The organism is Paenibacillus oralis, from assembly GCF_003863965.1.
GTDB classification, from domain to species: Bacteria; Bacillota; Bacilli; order Paenibacillales; family Paenibacillaceae; genus Fontibacillus; species Fontibacillus oralis.
In genome coordinates this window covers 281,161-297,053 of the sequence record NZ_RRCN01000002.1, presented here as the reverse complement: position 1 = coordinate 297,053, position 15,893 = coordinate 281,161, and the positions used below count along the sequence as shown (strand labels likewise).

General features: G+C 48.6%; 11 protein-coding genes. 10 read left to right on the top strand and 1 reads right to left on the bottom strand.

Annotated elements, in window-relative coordinates:
• Positions 1–24 precede the first annotated feature (24 nt).
• Positions 25–429 (top strand): LytTR family transcriptional regulator DNA-binding domain-containing protein, encoded by a 405-nt coding sequence (locus EHV15_RS34985; protein WP_128635884.1) that lies wholly within the window; start codon positions 25–27, stop codon positions 427–429.
• A 240-nt stretch (positions 430–669) separates the two neighbouring features.
• Positions 670–1,074, top strand: coding sequence for a hypothetical protein (locus EHV15_RS34980; RefSeq protein WP_128635883.1), 405 nt, complete (start codon positions 670–672; stop codon positions 1,072–1,074).
• Positions 1,075–2,505: 1,431 nt separating this feature from the next.
• Here the strand turns inward: EHV15_RS34980 and EHV15_RS34975 are convergent.
• A complete protein-coding gene (locus EHV15_RS34975) occupies positions 2,506–2,928 on the bottom strand; it encodes a hypothetical protein (protein ID WP_128635882.1) in 423 nt (140 codons plus the stop codon).
• Between the two features lie 241 nt (positions 2,929–3,169).
• On the opposite strand from EHV15_RS34975, the gene EHV15_RS34970 reads away from it, so the two are divergent.
• From EHV15_RS34970 to EHV15_RS34930, 8 genes are all read left to right on the top strand, one after another.
• Positions 3,170–3,736, top strand: a complete 567-nt coding sequence (locus EHV15_RS34970; protein WP_128635881.1) for a hypothetical protein — start codon at positions 3,170–3,172, stop codon at positions 3,734–3,736.
• Positions 3,737–4,473: 737 nt separating this feature from the next.
• A complete protein-coding gene (locus tag EHV15_RS34960) occupies positions 4,474–5,178 on the top strand; it encodes a hypothetical protein (RefSeq protein ID WP_128635880.1) in 705 nt (234 codons plus the stop codon).
• Between the two features lie 3 nt (positions 5,179–5,181).
• A complete protein-coding gene (locus EHV15_RS34955) occupies positions 5,182–6,708 on the top strand; it encodes a phage baseplate assembly protein V (protein WP_128635879.1) in 1,527 nt (508 codons plus the stop codon).
• A gap of 16 nt (positions 6,709–6,724) precedes the next feature.
• A complete protein-coding gene (locus EHV15_RS34950; protein WP_128635878.1) occupies positions 6,725–7,837 on the top strand; it encodes a pentapeptide repeat-containing protein in 1,113 nt (370 codons plus the stop codon).
• 16 nt (positions 7,838–7,853) lie between these two features.
• Positions 7,854–8,360: a hypothetical protein gene (locus EHV15_RS34945; protein WP_128635877.1), complete on the top strand. Its 507-nt coding sequence runs from the start codon at positions 7,854–7,856 to the stop codon at positions 8,358–8,360.
• Between the two features lie 20 nt (positions 8,361–8,380).
• Complete coding sequence (locus EHV15_RS34940; RefSeq protein ID WP_246062108.1) at positions 8,381–8,764, top strand: DUF4280 domain-containing protein; 384 nt, start codon at positions 8,381–8,383, stop codon at positions 8,762–8,764.
• Positions 8,765–8,781: 17 nt separating this feature from the next.
• Positions 8,782–14,574: a YraN family protein gene (locus tag EHV15_RS34935; protein WP_128635876.1), complete on the top strand. Its 5,793-nt coding sequence runs from the start codon at positions 8,782–8,784 to the stop codon at positions 14,572–14,574.
• Positions 14,565–15,494 (top strand): hypothetical protein, encoded by a 930-nt coding sequence (locus EHV15_RS34930; RefSeq protein ID WP_128635875.1) that lies wholly within the window; start codon positions 14,565–14,567, stop codon positions 15,492–15,494. Before EHV15_RS34935 ends, EHV15_RS34930 begins: the two co-directional genes overlap by 10 nt.
• The last annotated feature ends 399 nt before the right edge of the window (positions 15,495–15,893 follow it).

The window sequence follows — 15,893 nt, the reverse complement described above, 5'->3', positions numbered from 1 at the left end:
TCCAAATGAAAGAGAAATGAAGTAATGGAATGGAATAGAACACTAGCAGTGACAAAAGATGCTGATGGTAAAAGCGGACTATTCTCTCTAAGTGTGGATGATATCCTTTTTTTTCGCATTGTAAGTGGTCGCTTAATTGCCCATACTTCAACGGATAAATACTACCTAGTTGGAGGAGAAAAGATTAATCGTTTTCTTAGTGCACTAAATTCAAGTGGATGTCATTTCTATCGGTCAGATCGTGGTGATATCCCTGATATTACAAAAATCAGGAAATTTAATAAAGACTGGGCACGCGCATATTTCACTGATTGCCCAGACGCAAAGTCCAAATTTATTTATATTTCACGACACCGCTTTAACGAATTTGTCGAATTAACCATGAAACATAATGCATACATTCGGGAACTAGAAAACCAGCCTCAATAAGGCTGGTTTTCTTACTAAATTTGTCGATAAAAAAGCGCTAAAATTGTCGAAATAATACACTAAATGTCGCCTATTCACAAAATGAATTATTCTTTACTAATAGATAATACCTTGGTAGGATTTTCTTAAGTGGACTTTCTAGTTCACATGATCTATGAGAGCATTTGGTCCTAGCGATCCAAGATTACACATCAACATATATTAGGTCATAAGGGTTATGGCAGAAAAGGAGCTTGCATCATGAATTTAGTACATACTTCTATATATGAAAGTAAAAAGATTGGATTATCACAAAACAACCTAAAATTATCTGACCAAATAAAACTATGCATCATCTCTGATTATTACCCAAAGACTTTATCTAAGTTACCTAAGGGAGTAATGGAATTTTTTATTCGTGACGGTGAACTTGCAATAAATTATCATAATGTCAAAACCGGGTTGCGAGAGCAACCAAATGCACTTCAAGGAGTGGGCATGACAAGAAAACGGTTAATGACATTTTTGAGCCTAATCGAATACAAGATTACTCAACATCCACCTATTGATTATGGAACCATTTTAATCAATTACGAGCTAATGGATGATGGTGATGTTGATGGAAGTATTGAGTTTAAAACTCAGGTTAACCACCGACGCAGGTAACTATTTCGATTACTAAGAAGAGCCTTAATTTAAAGTAAATTAAGGCTCTTCTTAGTTCATCGGTTCCAGTGATACCCTAAGTGTAAGTTACGCTGTCACCCCAACTCTCTGCGGTTGTCGGTATATTTATATTACTACAAAGAATGGATCGTTGTATGGCCAGAGGTTTTTTGTCGTATTGGTGATAAGTGTAGGACCACTTATTGGGACGCTCGACTTCCATTATGGGGGTTAATTCGGATCACTGATTTTAAATGAAAAGCCGCCTTTAGATGTATGATATGTAATCCGGCTTGGACTAGAGGCGAATATTCATCAACGTAAGGGCGTTCTCCTGAATCACTGGGAGCGCCCTTTTTTGTGTGCCTGGCTTTAATGATACTGATTGCTCGTGTTAATAATCCCGGCTGGAATCATTATAATGCAGTATCAGGGTCGCAAGACATTCTGTTTACCATTTGCGGACATATAAACGGCCGCTCTACCTATTATTCACTTACCTGCAACCAGTCAGTTACTGTGGATGGGCATGGTTGATCAGGTGCCCCGCCTCGGACAGTCCCACCGAGCGAGTCCATGCCGATCGTGCAAACCGCGGGACAATTCAACCACATCGTGACCCAAATTACCAGGCTGTCCTGAGTTCCGAACGAGTAAGCAAAATCGAATCGGAGCTATGAATTCCGCCGTTTAGGGCGGGTGATATGCGCTGAGGATGCGGCTGTTCGGGGAGACGTATCATTTGGAGTATCCATCGACAAGGCCCGAGGGAAGTTTGTTTTGCGGTATTTCATTCCCAAGGTGAACGGCGAAGAGCATGAGCTGATTGTGAAGATTGTACTGGGGAAATCGTCTACGCTCACGAACGGTCGACCAGTCGTTTAAGCGTGTCCGTAAATAGTCAGTAGGAGTGCTAGGTTTTGGAGAGTTGGCTTTCGCGGCCATGTTCGTTATCTTCACCTGGCTGCAGACACAGAGGAATTGCAGCGATGTTGCCGCTGCGGTTTGAGAGTATGAAGCGCTGTGCGGAAAGTGTCTCGGTTTTTAAAATATCGTATTGTCATCGCATTGCGGGTTTGAAGTGAGAGGAGCAGGAGAAGCCTATGACGCATATCGCATACAGTTGGGGAGTCAAGCGCAGTCATACATTCCCTTCGAAGGGGCCTTAAGATTCAATCCGCATATTCATGCCAAGTAGCTTCACACAACTTACTGACTCTATACCTTTACAGACACGCGTTATAAGCGTAAAGTTTTTTTGTGTTCATTTTCTCTCATGTTAATGACCTTGGTATATTTTCCAGTTTGTGCTATCCAGCGCAGTGGAAGACGTTTATTCTGTAGGTCAGGTAAAAATACTGCAAGTTTATATTAAAGCACTACAGACTTTGAACTTTGGGATGGGCCTTTTTAAATATTTTGACTCATAAATTATTTGAACTCCAATTCAGAAATAACCTGTTCTACAGTTTTAATGCGTGCCAGTTCAGGATAGCATGAAAGAATTTCAGTGACTGCTTCTTCTAGTGTGGAAAATAATTTAAGCGGCTTCGCATCTCCATTTAACGGTGCTTTATACAATTCGTATTCGTAACCACCATTTTCAATTTTATTTAATTTAATTCCGTGATCGAGTATCCAAGCTTCTTTTTTTAAATATGGAAAAATGTTTGTTAAAACATACTCTACATCCACACCAAATTGAAGTAATTTCTCCTTTATAGTTTCTTGTTGCTCTTTGCATATTTTAAGAATACGGGGGTCTAATTCAATAACTCCATCTAGCATTTTCTTCTCTCTTTCTCGAACCTCTTCCCATGCACGCATTTGTTTGTAAATCTTAATCAGATCCACTTTTGTAAGTCCTCCCTGACTTTATTTTATGTAAACTTTTTACACAATATATATAACTTTCATATTACAAAACCAGAACCATAAAGTCAAAGCCATAAAACTTATTGTTCTTGACATATTTTGCTACTTTATCCCCATAAAGGAAGGATAAATAGTTAACTTTTCCCATTGATTAAATATATAACCAATAATAAGATTAAATTTGGGAAGGAAAAATAAAACAGAAAAGGAGATTGGTAGAATGAAAAGACTTGGCTCTATACTACTAGCACTAACCTTGTTAGTATCCATGGTTTCTTTCACGGGAGCTAAAGCGTCTGCCCAAGATGTAGAAGGACAGGCATCGGCAAGCCAGGAATCATCAGTTTATGAGTTTCGTGATTCTTTAGAAGGAAGTAGTATTGATGCTTATACTACATTTCCGGCTACAGATGCATCAACAACTGATGAGTCAATCAGTATACAAGCAACAAATCCATTTGACCTATGGCTTGATGTGCTTTCGAATGGTAATCTTGAAGGCAACTGGTCTTATAAATCTAAAGGAAAAATAGTTACTGAAGTAGATTTAACAATGACACTTCAGTACAAAGAACATTGGTATAATTTAACTTGGGACGACGTGGACTCATATTCTTTTGACTACGCAGGAAGTTTATCAGATCATGAAAACAATCAGCATACCTGGACTCCATCTGAAGGGGAAGGGCATTATAGAGTACGCTTAACTGGCCAAATTAGATTTATTGATGAGGATGGCTCTGGAGGTCATGTTGTAACTTTATATTCGGCACAAAAAACTATCTAAATTTGAATGCCCTGCTGATCAAAATTTCAGCAGGGTATTCATCATTTATGCAAACTGAATGGGACAATGTTGTTAATATTTAAAAATTTCTGGAGAATAAGTGCAATTGGGTAATAAATTTATGAAACCATTGGCTCAACAATACCTCGAGGTTGAACAACCACCAGTGGCTTTTTTTATAGGCCAGGAAATGATGGGGAGCGGGAAAATTGAGCAAACCACAGACAATATTACTAAAGATCGGCGATGTATATAACGTGCGCGACGCTTGCAAGTTTAAATAGGGTGCCTAAATAACAAACCGCGTAAAGAGCGGATCGTCTAGGGATTTAGTCCAGTTGCGCATCTTCACTCCCCCCCTAATCCTTGTCTCTAAATAAACAAATCGTTATTTAAGGATCTTTCTACTAATTTTCACTGGAAGCCGGCTCCAAAAGGGGCGGTTTCTTTTTTTGTGTCTGCTTGTAGATTAACCCATATTAAGTAGATGGATGTAAAGCAATTGGAAGTTTATACCGATATACATAAGAAAGAGTTTTATCATCCCTTTTTCCTATACATCTCCATGCAGTTAGTGTAAGAAAGGATTTATCTTTGCACCTTAGACGGCGATTGCTTTCTCGACGGTTTTATCGGGATGGGGTCGCTGTTTTTTGTAACTGTCGGGGTGTTGACTGGGGGAAACGGCGGAAATTGATAGGGCTTAAGCGAGTTCATATGGCGGAAGAGGTGCGTACATGTCCAACTTTATCGATGAGCAGTTTCTGAGGATGATTCGGGAGGAAGAGCAGCAGGAACAAGAACGGATTCGAGAGAATCGGCTTTCCATTCCGGAGGTAACGAGAGCGGTTCTTGCCGGGGATCTGGAATTTGCAGAGGAAAGCATCGAGTTTACTGTAACGGAGGTGTTCCCGGGGCAGGTTGCCTTACGTTTGCCGGCGTCTTTTACCGAAATGCCAGAGGACTATGCGAAAATCAAATACCCGTCCGAACGGCGTCCCAAGCTGATTTACACCAATGATACCCTGACGGTCAACGTGACGGTCAATCCTACGGAGAATCGGCTGTTTGACGATGAGATGGAGGTGTATCAGGCGGAATTGCTGAAGATGCTGAAACGCATGCAGCCCAATGCCTCCTGGTTGTCCGACGGGGTGTTTGCGTTGGGTGAGCTTGAACCGGAAGCAGGGCAGCAGCGTTCCCAGGGACAGTCCGTGCAGATGGAGCATCAAGGTAAGAAGCGCGTCGGATATTACGAGTTTGTTTCCCCGGCGATGGACGGCAACATTTATAATTTGACTTTTTTTATGGCCTGGGAAGAAAAAGGACTTTTCTTCGGGGTGAATTGCATGGAGAAGGAAATGAAGTTATGGCGTCCGATCGCACACGGCATAATGGCATCTTTGCAGGTGATGGGCCAGGAACGCAAAGGGGAGGGATAAACGGTGGAACAGGCGCTGAATTCGTACATCGTCATCGAGCCGTTTGAACTGGAGCGGCTGCAGGAACTGAAGATCGACAAGCGGATGAACGAGCATGTCAAGCTGACGTTTAAAGGGATCGTTCCGGAAAGCCGCAAGGACAGTTATGTGCAAATGGCCGACGCACAGACGGAGATCGTGGTGAAAGAGGTCGATGAGCAAGGCAAGAAGGTGACGCTGTTCCACGGCATGATTTTGGATGTGGAAATCCAGATGGTTCAAGGGGTGTATTTCATTTCCGTGACCGCGATGTCAAACACCTACAAGCTGGACTTGCAGCCGGTGGACCGGTCTTTTCAGCAAATCGGATTGGCCTACAGCTCCCTGATGAAAAAAATCATCGGCGCCTATCCCCAGGCGGACTTAATCGATTACGCGTCGAACGGGTCTTCGCTGGAAAGTATGATTTTGCAGTATCAAGAAAGCGATTGGCAGCTGCTCAAGCGGCTCGCTTCGCATTTTCATACGGGGGTTGTCCCCGCCGCCATGGATGAGCGGACCTTGTGTTATTTCGGGCTGCCCCAGCTCGGCGGCAAAGGCAAGCTGACCGTCCACAATTACCGCGTTCAAAAACGGATGGACCTGTATCAGCAGGCGCTGAGCGCCAGGATTCCGGGGGTCTCGCAGCATGATTTTGTGTTCTATGAGGTGGAGTCGCCGCAGGTGCTGGATGTTGGGCATGAGGTGGAGTTTAACGGAAAAAAGCTGCTGGTGAGCCAGGTCGGGATGGTTCTGGAACAAGGGGTTTTAAAACGCAGATATATATTAGCCAGAGAAGGCGGGCTGGTGATCCCCAAACAGTACAACAAAACGATCGTTGGCGCTTCGGTTCAGGGGCAAGTTCTCGCCGTAAGCAAAGATCGGGTTAAGGTGCATCTGAACATGGATTCAGCTCAGGATGAAGGAACGGCCTGCTGGCTGCCGTACTCGACGATTTACGCGTCCGCGGACAATGCGGGATGGTACTTTATGCCCGAGCAGGGGGATAATGTGCGGATTTATTTTCCAACGCATGAGGAGAAGGACGCTTTTGCCACCAGTTCAGTGGCGAAAGCGGGAGGCTCCGGCGGCGGCGCTTCGGGCGGCGGAGCAGCTGGAGGCGGTTCCGGCGCGGCAGGGGGTTCAGGCGTAGGCGCGGGTGCGGGGACAGGGGCCGGCGGCTCTGGCGGCTCGGCCGGCGCGGGCTGCGGCGATCCGATGCAGGACCCGGAAATCAAAACGCTCAAGACGAAGAACGGGAAAATGATCGTGCTGGCACCGGACTACATTATGATTTCCGGGGACGGTGTATCAATTCTGCTGGAGGATGAAAACGGCATCACCTTGACCAGCAGCAAGGATATTAAAGTAACCGCGGCGGAAAATGTGATTTTACAGTCAAAGAACATTACGCTGGCGGCAAGCGAGAAGGTGGAGATGAGCTGCAAGGACAGTTCGCTGGTGATCGAAAACGATGTCGTGCTGAAAGGAAATCAGGTGCGAAACAACTAGGACAGGGGGGACGAGCTTGACGGAGCCGGTATTAGAACGGGAGATTGCCGCAATGCGGGACGAACTGCTGTTTAAAGCCGACCGGGCTTGGCGCAGCAGGATGATGGAGGCGCATTCCGCCGAGCTGATCGAAGCGTTTCGCAAGCTCTGCTTGCGTATCCGCGAGCAGCAGGCAGGCGGGACGAAAGCTAAAATCGCTTTTATTCACTTTTCTTATTTACGGTCCTGGCTGCTGCAGGAGAAGCTGGTTTACAGCCTGGAGGCTTACGATGACCGCTGGTATATGGACCGAAGCGAGTGTATGGAGCTGGTTGAACTGCCGTGGCTGCACTTGTTTTTACAGGATTTCAAGCAAAAATTGCGTAAGAAGCTGCTCAGAATCGTGCCTGAGCTGGAACAGGATGCGATCCTGCTGCGGGAGATCACGGTTCTCCACCAGTTTGTAAAAGAGTGGATACGGCGGCTTATGCCGCAGCTGCTAGCCCTGCCGGAGTTCCGGCTGGTGGAGCGGGCTGATGTGCTTAGGTTCCGCACCGGGGAGTACAAGGACTTCAGCGAACAGGTTTGGATGGAAGATGTTTCGGAGAAGGATGCGGCGGCCCTGAAGCGGTGGCTGGAGCAAAAATTGCCGAACGTTTATATGAACAGCGACTTCCGCGGACTGAACTTGAGCGAGGGGAGCTATGAGGACATCGATCTGCGCTATAGCCACTGCGCGGGGAGCGATTTTAGCGGTTCGCGGTTGCAGCGAAGCGTCTGTATCGGCACCGATTTTCGCGGCAGCAACCTGAGCGGCGCCGACTTAAGCCAAAGCTTGCTGTACGATGCCGATTTCAGCGGAAGCGATCTGCGCGGGGCCCGGTTGACGGAAGCCGTGGGCGGCGAGCGTTTTATCCACGAAGGAATGGTGCTGGGGTTTGGCGGCGTCCGCTTTAACGATGCCAATCTGGAGGGAGCCAGCCTGCTTTATGCCGATTTGGCCGGGGCGGATTTTCGGGGCACGAATTTAGCCGGGGCCGCGGTGATGAAACAAGATGCCGCGAAATGGCGGCTCAGCGAGGAACAAAAGCGCAGCGTCGTCTGGATGGAGGAAGACGAAAACGGCGTTCCCGTACCGGCCGGGAGATAAGAAGGGAAGGGTGGCTATGCATTATTTTTTACTGGAGCAGGATGAACGGAGCAAGCCGTTGCTGGTGATCGGCGGCCAGCGGGATAGCGATAGCGGCAGCGGTAACGGCGGGCAGGAATACAACAGTTTGTATGTCCGGGAGGAAGCGGAGGTCGAGTTTATCGACTACGTGGAGGGGCCGCGGCGTTTGGTGTCTAACCGGATGAAGCAGCTGCTGGAATTATATGAAGCAGGTCTAGGCTGGACTTCCGTTGTTCTTACGGCAAAAGAGGCGAAGCGGCAGGAGTTATACTGGTTTTTGGAACCGAAAGAACGGGATGTGTTATCGAATAAAAGCAAACGCGATCAGTCCGGCAACGTGACCGCGATGGTGCTGGACGGAAAGCGGCTGCGGCGGGAGCGGCTGTTTTGCGCGGAAGGGCATGTGATTGTACATCTGGACGTTGCCGAAAGCTTGCTGCGCCGGGCTTATATGGGGCTGCGTTTGGTGCCGGTGACAGTGGACGGAGGACCAGAAGTTTAAATGAACCGTAAGGGGGCCAGATGATGGCAATTGCAAAAATGGCACGCACCGTCGTGCAGGAAGGGGCCAGCGAAGAGTTCAGCTACGTAGTGCGCGGAGCGATGCTGCGCTGCGTATGCGGCAGTCATCCGAACATGCTGAACTTGCCGACAAGTCACGGTATGTATATTAAAGGCCAGCCGCTAATGAATGTGGCCGATAGCAAGGTAGACGACAATATCTCCACCTTCGGGGTATGCGAGGCGAGGGATAAGCCGTGCGAACCCGAGGTGCATATGGAGTGGGTGAACGGCAAGCCGGACCTCTTGGTCGAGGGCAAGCCCGCGCTGCTGAGCTGCTCTTACGTCAATTGTGTGCATCATGAGAACGGCATTATTTATGTGGAAGACGACGGTCAGAAATAAAAGGAAGGAGGAGCGGGATGCTGGATCAAAAAGAACGAAAGCACGAGAGTCTGACGCTCCAGGATCTTTATCTAAAATGGCCATATGGCCAGCTTCGCCTGGAACGGATCAAGATTATCCGCCATCCGGGGGATCACGCGCGAATGCTGCTGCGGGGCCTATTGCCGGAGCATAACGGCGAGCAAATTGTCGAGCGGGCCAGCAGTGACGATCCTATCGGATTATGGGGGCATGGCCGGTACGGCCGGCAGGACTATCCGCTGTTCCTTGGGCAGCTTCATCAGCTTGACCTGCATGAGGTGCAAAATAATCAACACGTGGAACTGGTTGTGATCTCGCCTACATATCAACTGGATATCGAGCGCAAAAGCCGCTCGTTCCAGCAGATGAATATGCGCTACCGCGAAGTTATTGACGAGGTGCTATCGCCTTACCGGCACCAGCTTCAGGAAAATGCGTTCGATACGTCGCGGTCCATCGGCAAGCTGCTGCTGCAGTACGAAGAGACGGATTGGGAGTTTCTAGAGCGAGTCGCTTCCCACGCGGGAGCGGTGTTAACCCCGGATGTCGCTGGCCATGAGGCGCGGATCTGGATCGGTGCCCCGACCGGATCGGGGCGGCTGAAGCTGCCGGAAGGGACGGCTTACCGGATCGGGCGGAAGGTGGACTCTTTCCTCACCGCGATCGTGGCACCGAACGAAAGGCTGCAGGAGAGGTCTTTTACCCGCTGTGTGGTCAGGCTGGAGCAACTGCTGCAGTTAGGCGATCAGGTGGAATTGAACGGAATATGGTTTACGGTGATGGGGCTGGAAGCGGAACTGCACAAGGGAATCCTGGAGTTTGATTATTTGTGTGCTCTTCCGGAAGGGATTCGGCAAAATCAACTGTATAATCCGTATCTGGTCGGGCTTGCGGTCGAAGGCAAAGTCATTGGGGTCGCGCCGAATAGGGCCAAAGTGCATCTGGACATCGATTGGGAGCAGGATGAAGCGGAAGCCGTCTGGTTCCCTTATTCTTCGCCGTTCAGCCACTTGCTGCATACGATGCCGCAGGTTGGGGCTCGGGTTAAGCTGTATTTTCCGGGGAAAGACGAAGACGACGCGATGCTGATCAATTCGGTGCGAACGCCTCTGTCCGCCGGCGGGGAAGCGGCCGCCAAAGCCAATCAGAAAATGGCCGACTCCACGGTAAAGTCGTTTACGACCAGCTATGGTAAGGATTTTATGCTGGGGCAGAAGGACATTTCTTTTACGGCCAAGGAGGGATCGCTGTTTCTTTCGATTCACGAAGATACGGGGATTGAACTGCATAGTGAACAGGACATCATCTGGATGGCACCGGAGGAGATTGATTTTAGTGGATTTAAGCAGTTTCAGGCCATCGCGGAGGAGGAGATCATCGTCGTCGGCAAGGGCGGCAGCGTGATCATTAACGACTATGTGGAAACATCCGGCGAGGTCATTGTGGCCGAGGGCCGGGATCGGCAGTCGTTTGCGAAGTTGACCAACCCGGAAGCCGAACAGGCGAAGATCGATAAGGAGAAGGAAGGATTTTGGGATAAGGTTCAGATGGGGCTGGACGTGCTTGGCATGCTGCCGGGCGTCGGGGCCGTATTTGACGTGATCAATGCGGGGATCAGCCTGGCGCGAGGCGATTTTGTCGGCGCGGGTCTGTCACTCGTTTGTATGATTCCCGGGGTCGGAGATGCCTTTGGAGCCGCTCGCCTGGCGGGGAAAGCCGCAAGCAAGATCGGCAAAGCGGTGATGAAGGTTGGCGGGGAAAAAATATTGAAGTTAGGCAAAAGCCAGATGGACAAGGTGCTTACGGCCGCGAAAAAGGTCATGGGCCAGACCGATGTCATTCAGAAGCAGGTTGCGGAAAAACTGGCGAAAATGCAGGACGAGCTGGCGGAGAGAACGAGCAAGCTGCTGCAAGCCGCGGCGAAGAAAACAGGTACGGATAAATTGTTGACCGCTCTAAATCACAAGGTACTAAAAAATTTCGATCGTACGAAAGGGTTGAGTGAAAAGTTTTGTAAATGGGGCTTTGAGCCTGTGGATCTGATCACCGGACGGATGATGAGCCAAGCGACGGACTTTGAATTCCCCGGCCCGCTGCCCCTGGTCTGGGAGCGCCGTTGGATCAGCGACAGCCGGTTCAGCGGATGGCTGGGTCATGGCGTGCATCATGTGCTGGATATGCGTTTAGCCGTGCTGAAGGAGGGCATCGGGGTGCTGCTTGGCGATGGGCGGGCGGCGGCATTTGAACTACTGCACCGGGGCCGCGTGGAGACGTTTAACCGGTCTGAACGGCTGACGCTGCGCCGTCTGGGGCACAACTACGCAATGTTTGAGCATGAGCGGCGGCTGACGTATTATTTTGCACCTGTGACGGAAAGCGGAGATTTGCGGGGGCCTGCCGCGTTAACCGAAGGGGCGCCTTGGGGAACGGAAACGGGTGCGAAGGCGCAAGCAGAAACGAAGCCGTGGCTAGCAGCCGAAGCAGTAGCGAAGGAACAAGCTGAATCAAGGGCATGGGCTATAGCAGCAAGAGCAAAGGCAGGAGCGGGAGCCAAGGCGGAAGTTGAAGCGGATATAGACACTGAAATGGAAGATGAGGTTTCCGTGCCTTATCAGTTGGTGCGGGTGGAAAATGAGCTCGGCCAACGCATTGAGCTGCATTATGACGAGCAGGGCTTTTTGCAGCAGGTCATCGACAGCGTGGGAAGGGTGCTGGATATCACTACGGATACTGCGGGACGGATCACGAAGGTCGCCCATGTGTACCGCACGAATCCGGATAGCCCGCTGAGCGAACGACGCGAAGTGTTGGTGCAATACCGGTACAACGAAGCGGGCGATCTGACCGCCATTACGGACGCGCTGGGCCAGACGACGTATCAAACCTATGACCAGCATCTTATGACCGAGAAAAAGGACCGCAACGGGTATAGCTTCTACTGGCGCTATGACGGCCCAACCACGGGAGCGCGCTGCGTTCATACATGGGGCGAAGACGGGCTGCTTGAAGGGCGCATCGCTTATTTTGACGGATACAATGAGGTGACGAACAGTCAGGGGCATACGACAAAGTATGAATATACGCCGGAGTATTATTGTACAGCGATCACCAACCCGCTAGGCGGCAGATACGAATATACCTATAGCGATACGGCTGACCTGCTGAGCGAAACGGACGAGGATGGCCGATTGACGCAGTATGTGTATGACGAGCTGGGCCAATTGGTGCAGACGATCCAGCCGGACGGCGGCAGCTGGCAGTATATGTACAGCGAGCAGGGGCAATTGCTGCAAGTAACCGACCCGGAAGGCGGGAGCCAAGCCTGGGATTATGATGAACAGGGGAGATTAAACAGGGTCGTCAGCGCGGATGGAACGGCTACGACGTTAGTATATGATGAACGCCACCGGATTTGCGAGGTGCGAAACCCGCAGGACGCGGCGACGATGCTAGAGTATGACGATCATTACAATTTGACCCGGATGACGCTGCCGGATGGAACGGGTGCCGAGTGGAGTTATAATCACCGGGGAGAATTTTTGCAAACGACGAGCCCGCTGGGCGCAAATCAGTATTTTACCTACGATGCTTTGGGACGGGTAGTCCGGACCGAACTCCCGGATGGCAACGTGATCAAGCTGCAGTATAATGCGTACGAAGAAGTCATCGCCGCAGAGGATTCCAAGCAGCGCGTCACGTTCGGGTATACACCGCTCGGACAAATGACCTGGCGCGAAGCAAAAGGCAAGCGGGTTGAGCTGGCATATAACAACGAGGAAGAGCTGACGGCAGTCGTTAATGAGCATGGGGAGCGGTATGAGCTGGAACGCGACGCCAACGGTGAAATCGTTCGAGAAACCGGGTTTGACGGCATCGTCAGGCAATATGTACGCGGCCCTGGCAGATTACTGGAAAGGGTGGAGCGTCCCGGCGGCCGGTGGACGGCATTTAACTATGATGACATGGGCCGCATAACGCAAACAGCCTACAGTGACGAAATGACCGAAACGTTCAAGTACAACCGAATCGGGGCTTTGCTGGAGACCGCCAATCCGTTTGCCACGGTCAAGCTGGAGTATGATGCAACCGGCCGTCTGATCCAGGAATGGCGGGATAAATATTGGATTGCCAGCAAGTATGATGAACTCGGGAACCGGTCGGTGGTAAGCAGCAGCCTGGGCGCTCACATCAACATGGACCGGGATATGTTGGGTCGGATTAGCCAACTGCAGGCGGAGCAAAAAGTTCAGGAGCAAGCGCAGAATGGGCACGGCACGTCCCAAGCCGGAGCGGGCATGCCATGGACTGCGCAAATGACCTATAACAAGCTGGGACTAGAAATCGAAAGACTGCTCCCCGGCGGTGTAGTGAGTAAATGGCAATACGATATCATCGGAAGACCGGAACGGCACAGTGTGAGCAGCGGGGGCCGCGAAAGCCGAAAAAGAAGGTACACCTGGGATATCAACTACCGTCTGAAATCGCTGACGAACGAACTTACAGGCAAGGGAATTCGCTATAACTATGACGATTTCGGCACCTTGATCGGGGCCAGCGACGAGTTCGATAAAATCTTCCGCATGGCGGACGATGTCGGGAACCTGTACAGCAGCGGCCATCGCACGGACCGGAAATACGGCGCAGGCGGGCGATTGCTCGAATTCCAAGGAACGAAATACAGCTATGACGAAGAAGGCCAACTGATCGAAAAGCTGGAGCAGGACGGCAGCCGCTGGCGCTATGAGTATTACGGCAACGGCATGATGAGCAAGGTCGTACGTCCGGACGAACAGGAAGTGGTGTTCACTTATGACAGCCTAGGTCGCCGGATTGAGAAGCGCTTCAACGGCGTAGTATACTGTTATATGTGGGACGGCAACCAAATTTTGCATGAATGGACAGCGGAGAGCAAGCAGGACGAGCATGAGGAAAAACCGGAGCTTGACTTAGCTGGACCTCAAGGAGCGGCAGAAAAATTTAAATACCTGCTATCTCAACCAGCTGCTTCACAAGAACCTGACCCAGCCACGCTCACGACCTGGGTGTTTGAAGACGGAACCTTCCGCCCGGCCGCCAAAATTACGGCCAATGGGACGTACAGCATCATCACCGATCACCTGGGCACCCCGGTAGAAATATATAATGAACGTGGGGAACGTGTATGGTCTTGCGAACTGGACATTTACGGTAACGTCCAAAATATTTATCTCAAGGGTAAAAGGTCCGATTGTCCGTTCCGTTACCCAGGTCAATACGAGGACGAGGAAACTGGTCTATACTACAACCGCTTCCGCTACTACTTACCGCATGAGGGAATGTACACGCAGCAGGACCCGATAGGGCTGGCGGGGAATAACCCTACGTTGTATGGGTATGTGGTTGATCCGTTAACTTGGATAGATGAGTTGGGATTAAACACCAGATTAGGAGACTGGGGAGAAAAGGTTGCAGCAAAATGGTTAAGCAAAAAAGGTTATAAAGTGCTTGGTTCGATACAAAATGCTTCTAACCATGGGTTTGACCTGATTGCAAAAGAGATAAAGACACAACTAATAACGGTTGTTGAGGTTAAGACAGGTACAAAAACCTGGATAGATAAAAAGAACATGGCTCAATGGACTAGACAGAATATAAACAAGATAATAAATAATACGAACGGTCGATGGTTAAATAAACTAGATTATCAAGAAAAGCTTTTAGATATATTAGATGATGCGCAGACGAATGGAAACTTAAAGAATAAGGTCCTCCAAATAAATGTAAAAAAAAGAGGGATACGATGTCATTGAACTTTGGTCATAAAATTTTACAGAAGGCAGTTAAGCAATATAAATATTATGAAACCCCGGATTTTAACAAAGGGATTGAGGGAGTATACAACACTTATTTATTTCGCACAGAAGGAAAAAAGCTTAAGAAAAGCCTAACAAATTTACATGGTATTTTGAAATGGGGACCTGAGGGAACTCATATTGCAGCTAAGAACCTACTATTTCAAGATAATCCGGATTGTTGGAAGTATTTTGAGCGAACGGCCCTTTTATGGACGTATGCACATATCAATGATGAATTTATTGACCATATTGCGCCCCAATTGAATTACGCTTTATATGTAGAGCGAGAGGATTTACTAAAAATTCTACTAAGAAAAGCGGAAGAATATTTGGCAAGGGAGGAATACAAAACAGAGGAAGACTACATCAAACAGCCAGTATACCCAAGTACCTATTTGATACATTTTTTAATTGAAAAATGGGGTATGGACAATCCCGTAAAAGATAAGGTAATGCAATATGGTAAGGGACTAGGGATATACCAAAGAATCGTGGATGAATGGGATAACTCTTTTCAGGAAATAGAGGACGATTACTGGAACAGCCTGTGTGAATATCACTTAAATGGGCTAAGTTTAACGGGGGCAACGAGGGAAAAGGAAGAATTTATTGCTTACGGACTTGTTCCTATGGAGCTATTAAATGTGTTCAAGGTACGAAAAAAATTAGGGTTGGATGTGCCTGAGATTAAGCATGAGCTTTTTCAAACAACAATGGCCAAGTCCCCCGTTCTCCCAACTGGATACGAAGAAGGTCGAGATGTAAGATTTCAACTCGTAGAGAGAACTATAAAGGAACAACGAAGATTTACCATTGAAGAAATTGTTGAGCATTTAAGAAATGAGCTAGGAGGAGAGGTTGAACTCTTTTATTAAAGCGGTAAATTTATGTTATGTGGAAGGGCCTATTTAGAAGCAAGGATAGGCCTGTTTCTTTTATCTGTCGATAAGTGTGTCGAGAAGGTATTCTCTAAAGAAGTTCTAACTAAAATGATGAGCTAGCATCCCTCAAAAAGTGGAAGAAAAATCCAAGTAACTTGCTAATCCGTTCGGCCACTATATTGTAGTTTATTTCGACTTTTCTTCTTTATTTATACAAGCAATAATGTTATGATTTAATTACCAGGATCGTGGTCTTTAAAGGTTTTTATTACGTGAGCCCAAATACAAACTTAATACCAACGAAAAAAATCACTTTTTACCTTGGCGGGGAACAGTGGTTTTTTTTCGTCTGCAGAAAACCCCACATCTACGATAATTTGCTTTTCACTTACC

Coding starts and splice junctions, on each gene's coding strand:
- EHV15_RS34985 (WP_128635884.1), top strand. CDS start 25: ATGGAATGGAATAGAACACTAGCAGTGACAAAAGATGCTGATGGTAAA.
- EHV15_RS34980 (WP_128635883.1), top strand. CDS start 670: ATGAATTTAGTACATACTTCTATATATGAAAGTAAAAAGATTGGATTA.
- EHV15_RS34970 (WP_128635881.1), top strand. CDS start 3,170: ATGAAAAGACTTGGCTCTATACTACTAGCACTAACCTTGTTAGTATCC.
- EHV15_RS34960 (WP_128635880.1), top strand. CDS start 4,474: ATGTCCAACTTTATCGATGAGCAGTTTCTGAGGATGATTCGGGAGGAA.
- EHV15_RS34945 (WP_128635877.1), top strand. CDS start 7,854: ATGCATTATTTTTTACTGGAGCAGGATGAACGGAGCAAGCCGTTGCTG.
- EHV15_RS34940 (WP_246062108.1), top strand. CDS start 8,381: ATGATGGCAATTGCAAAAATGGCACGCACCGTCGTGCAGGAAGGGGCC.
- EHV15_RS34935 (WP_128635876.1), top strand. CDS start 8,782: ATGCTGGATCAAAAAGAACGAAAGCACGAGAGTCTGACGCTCCAGGAT.
- EHV15_RS34930 (WP_128635875.1), top strand. CDS start 14,565: ATGTCATTGAACTTTGGTCATAAAATTTTACAGAAGGCAGTTAAGCAA.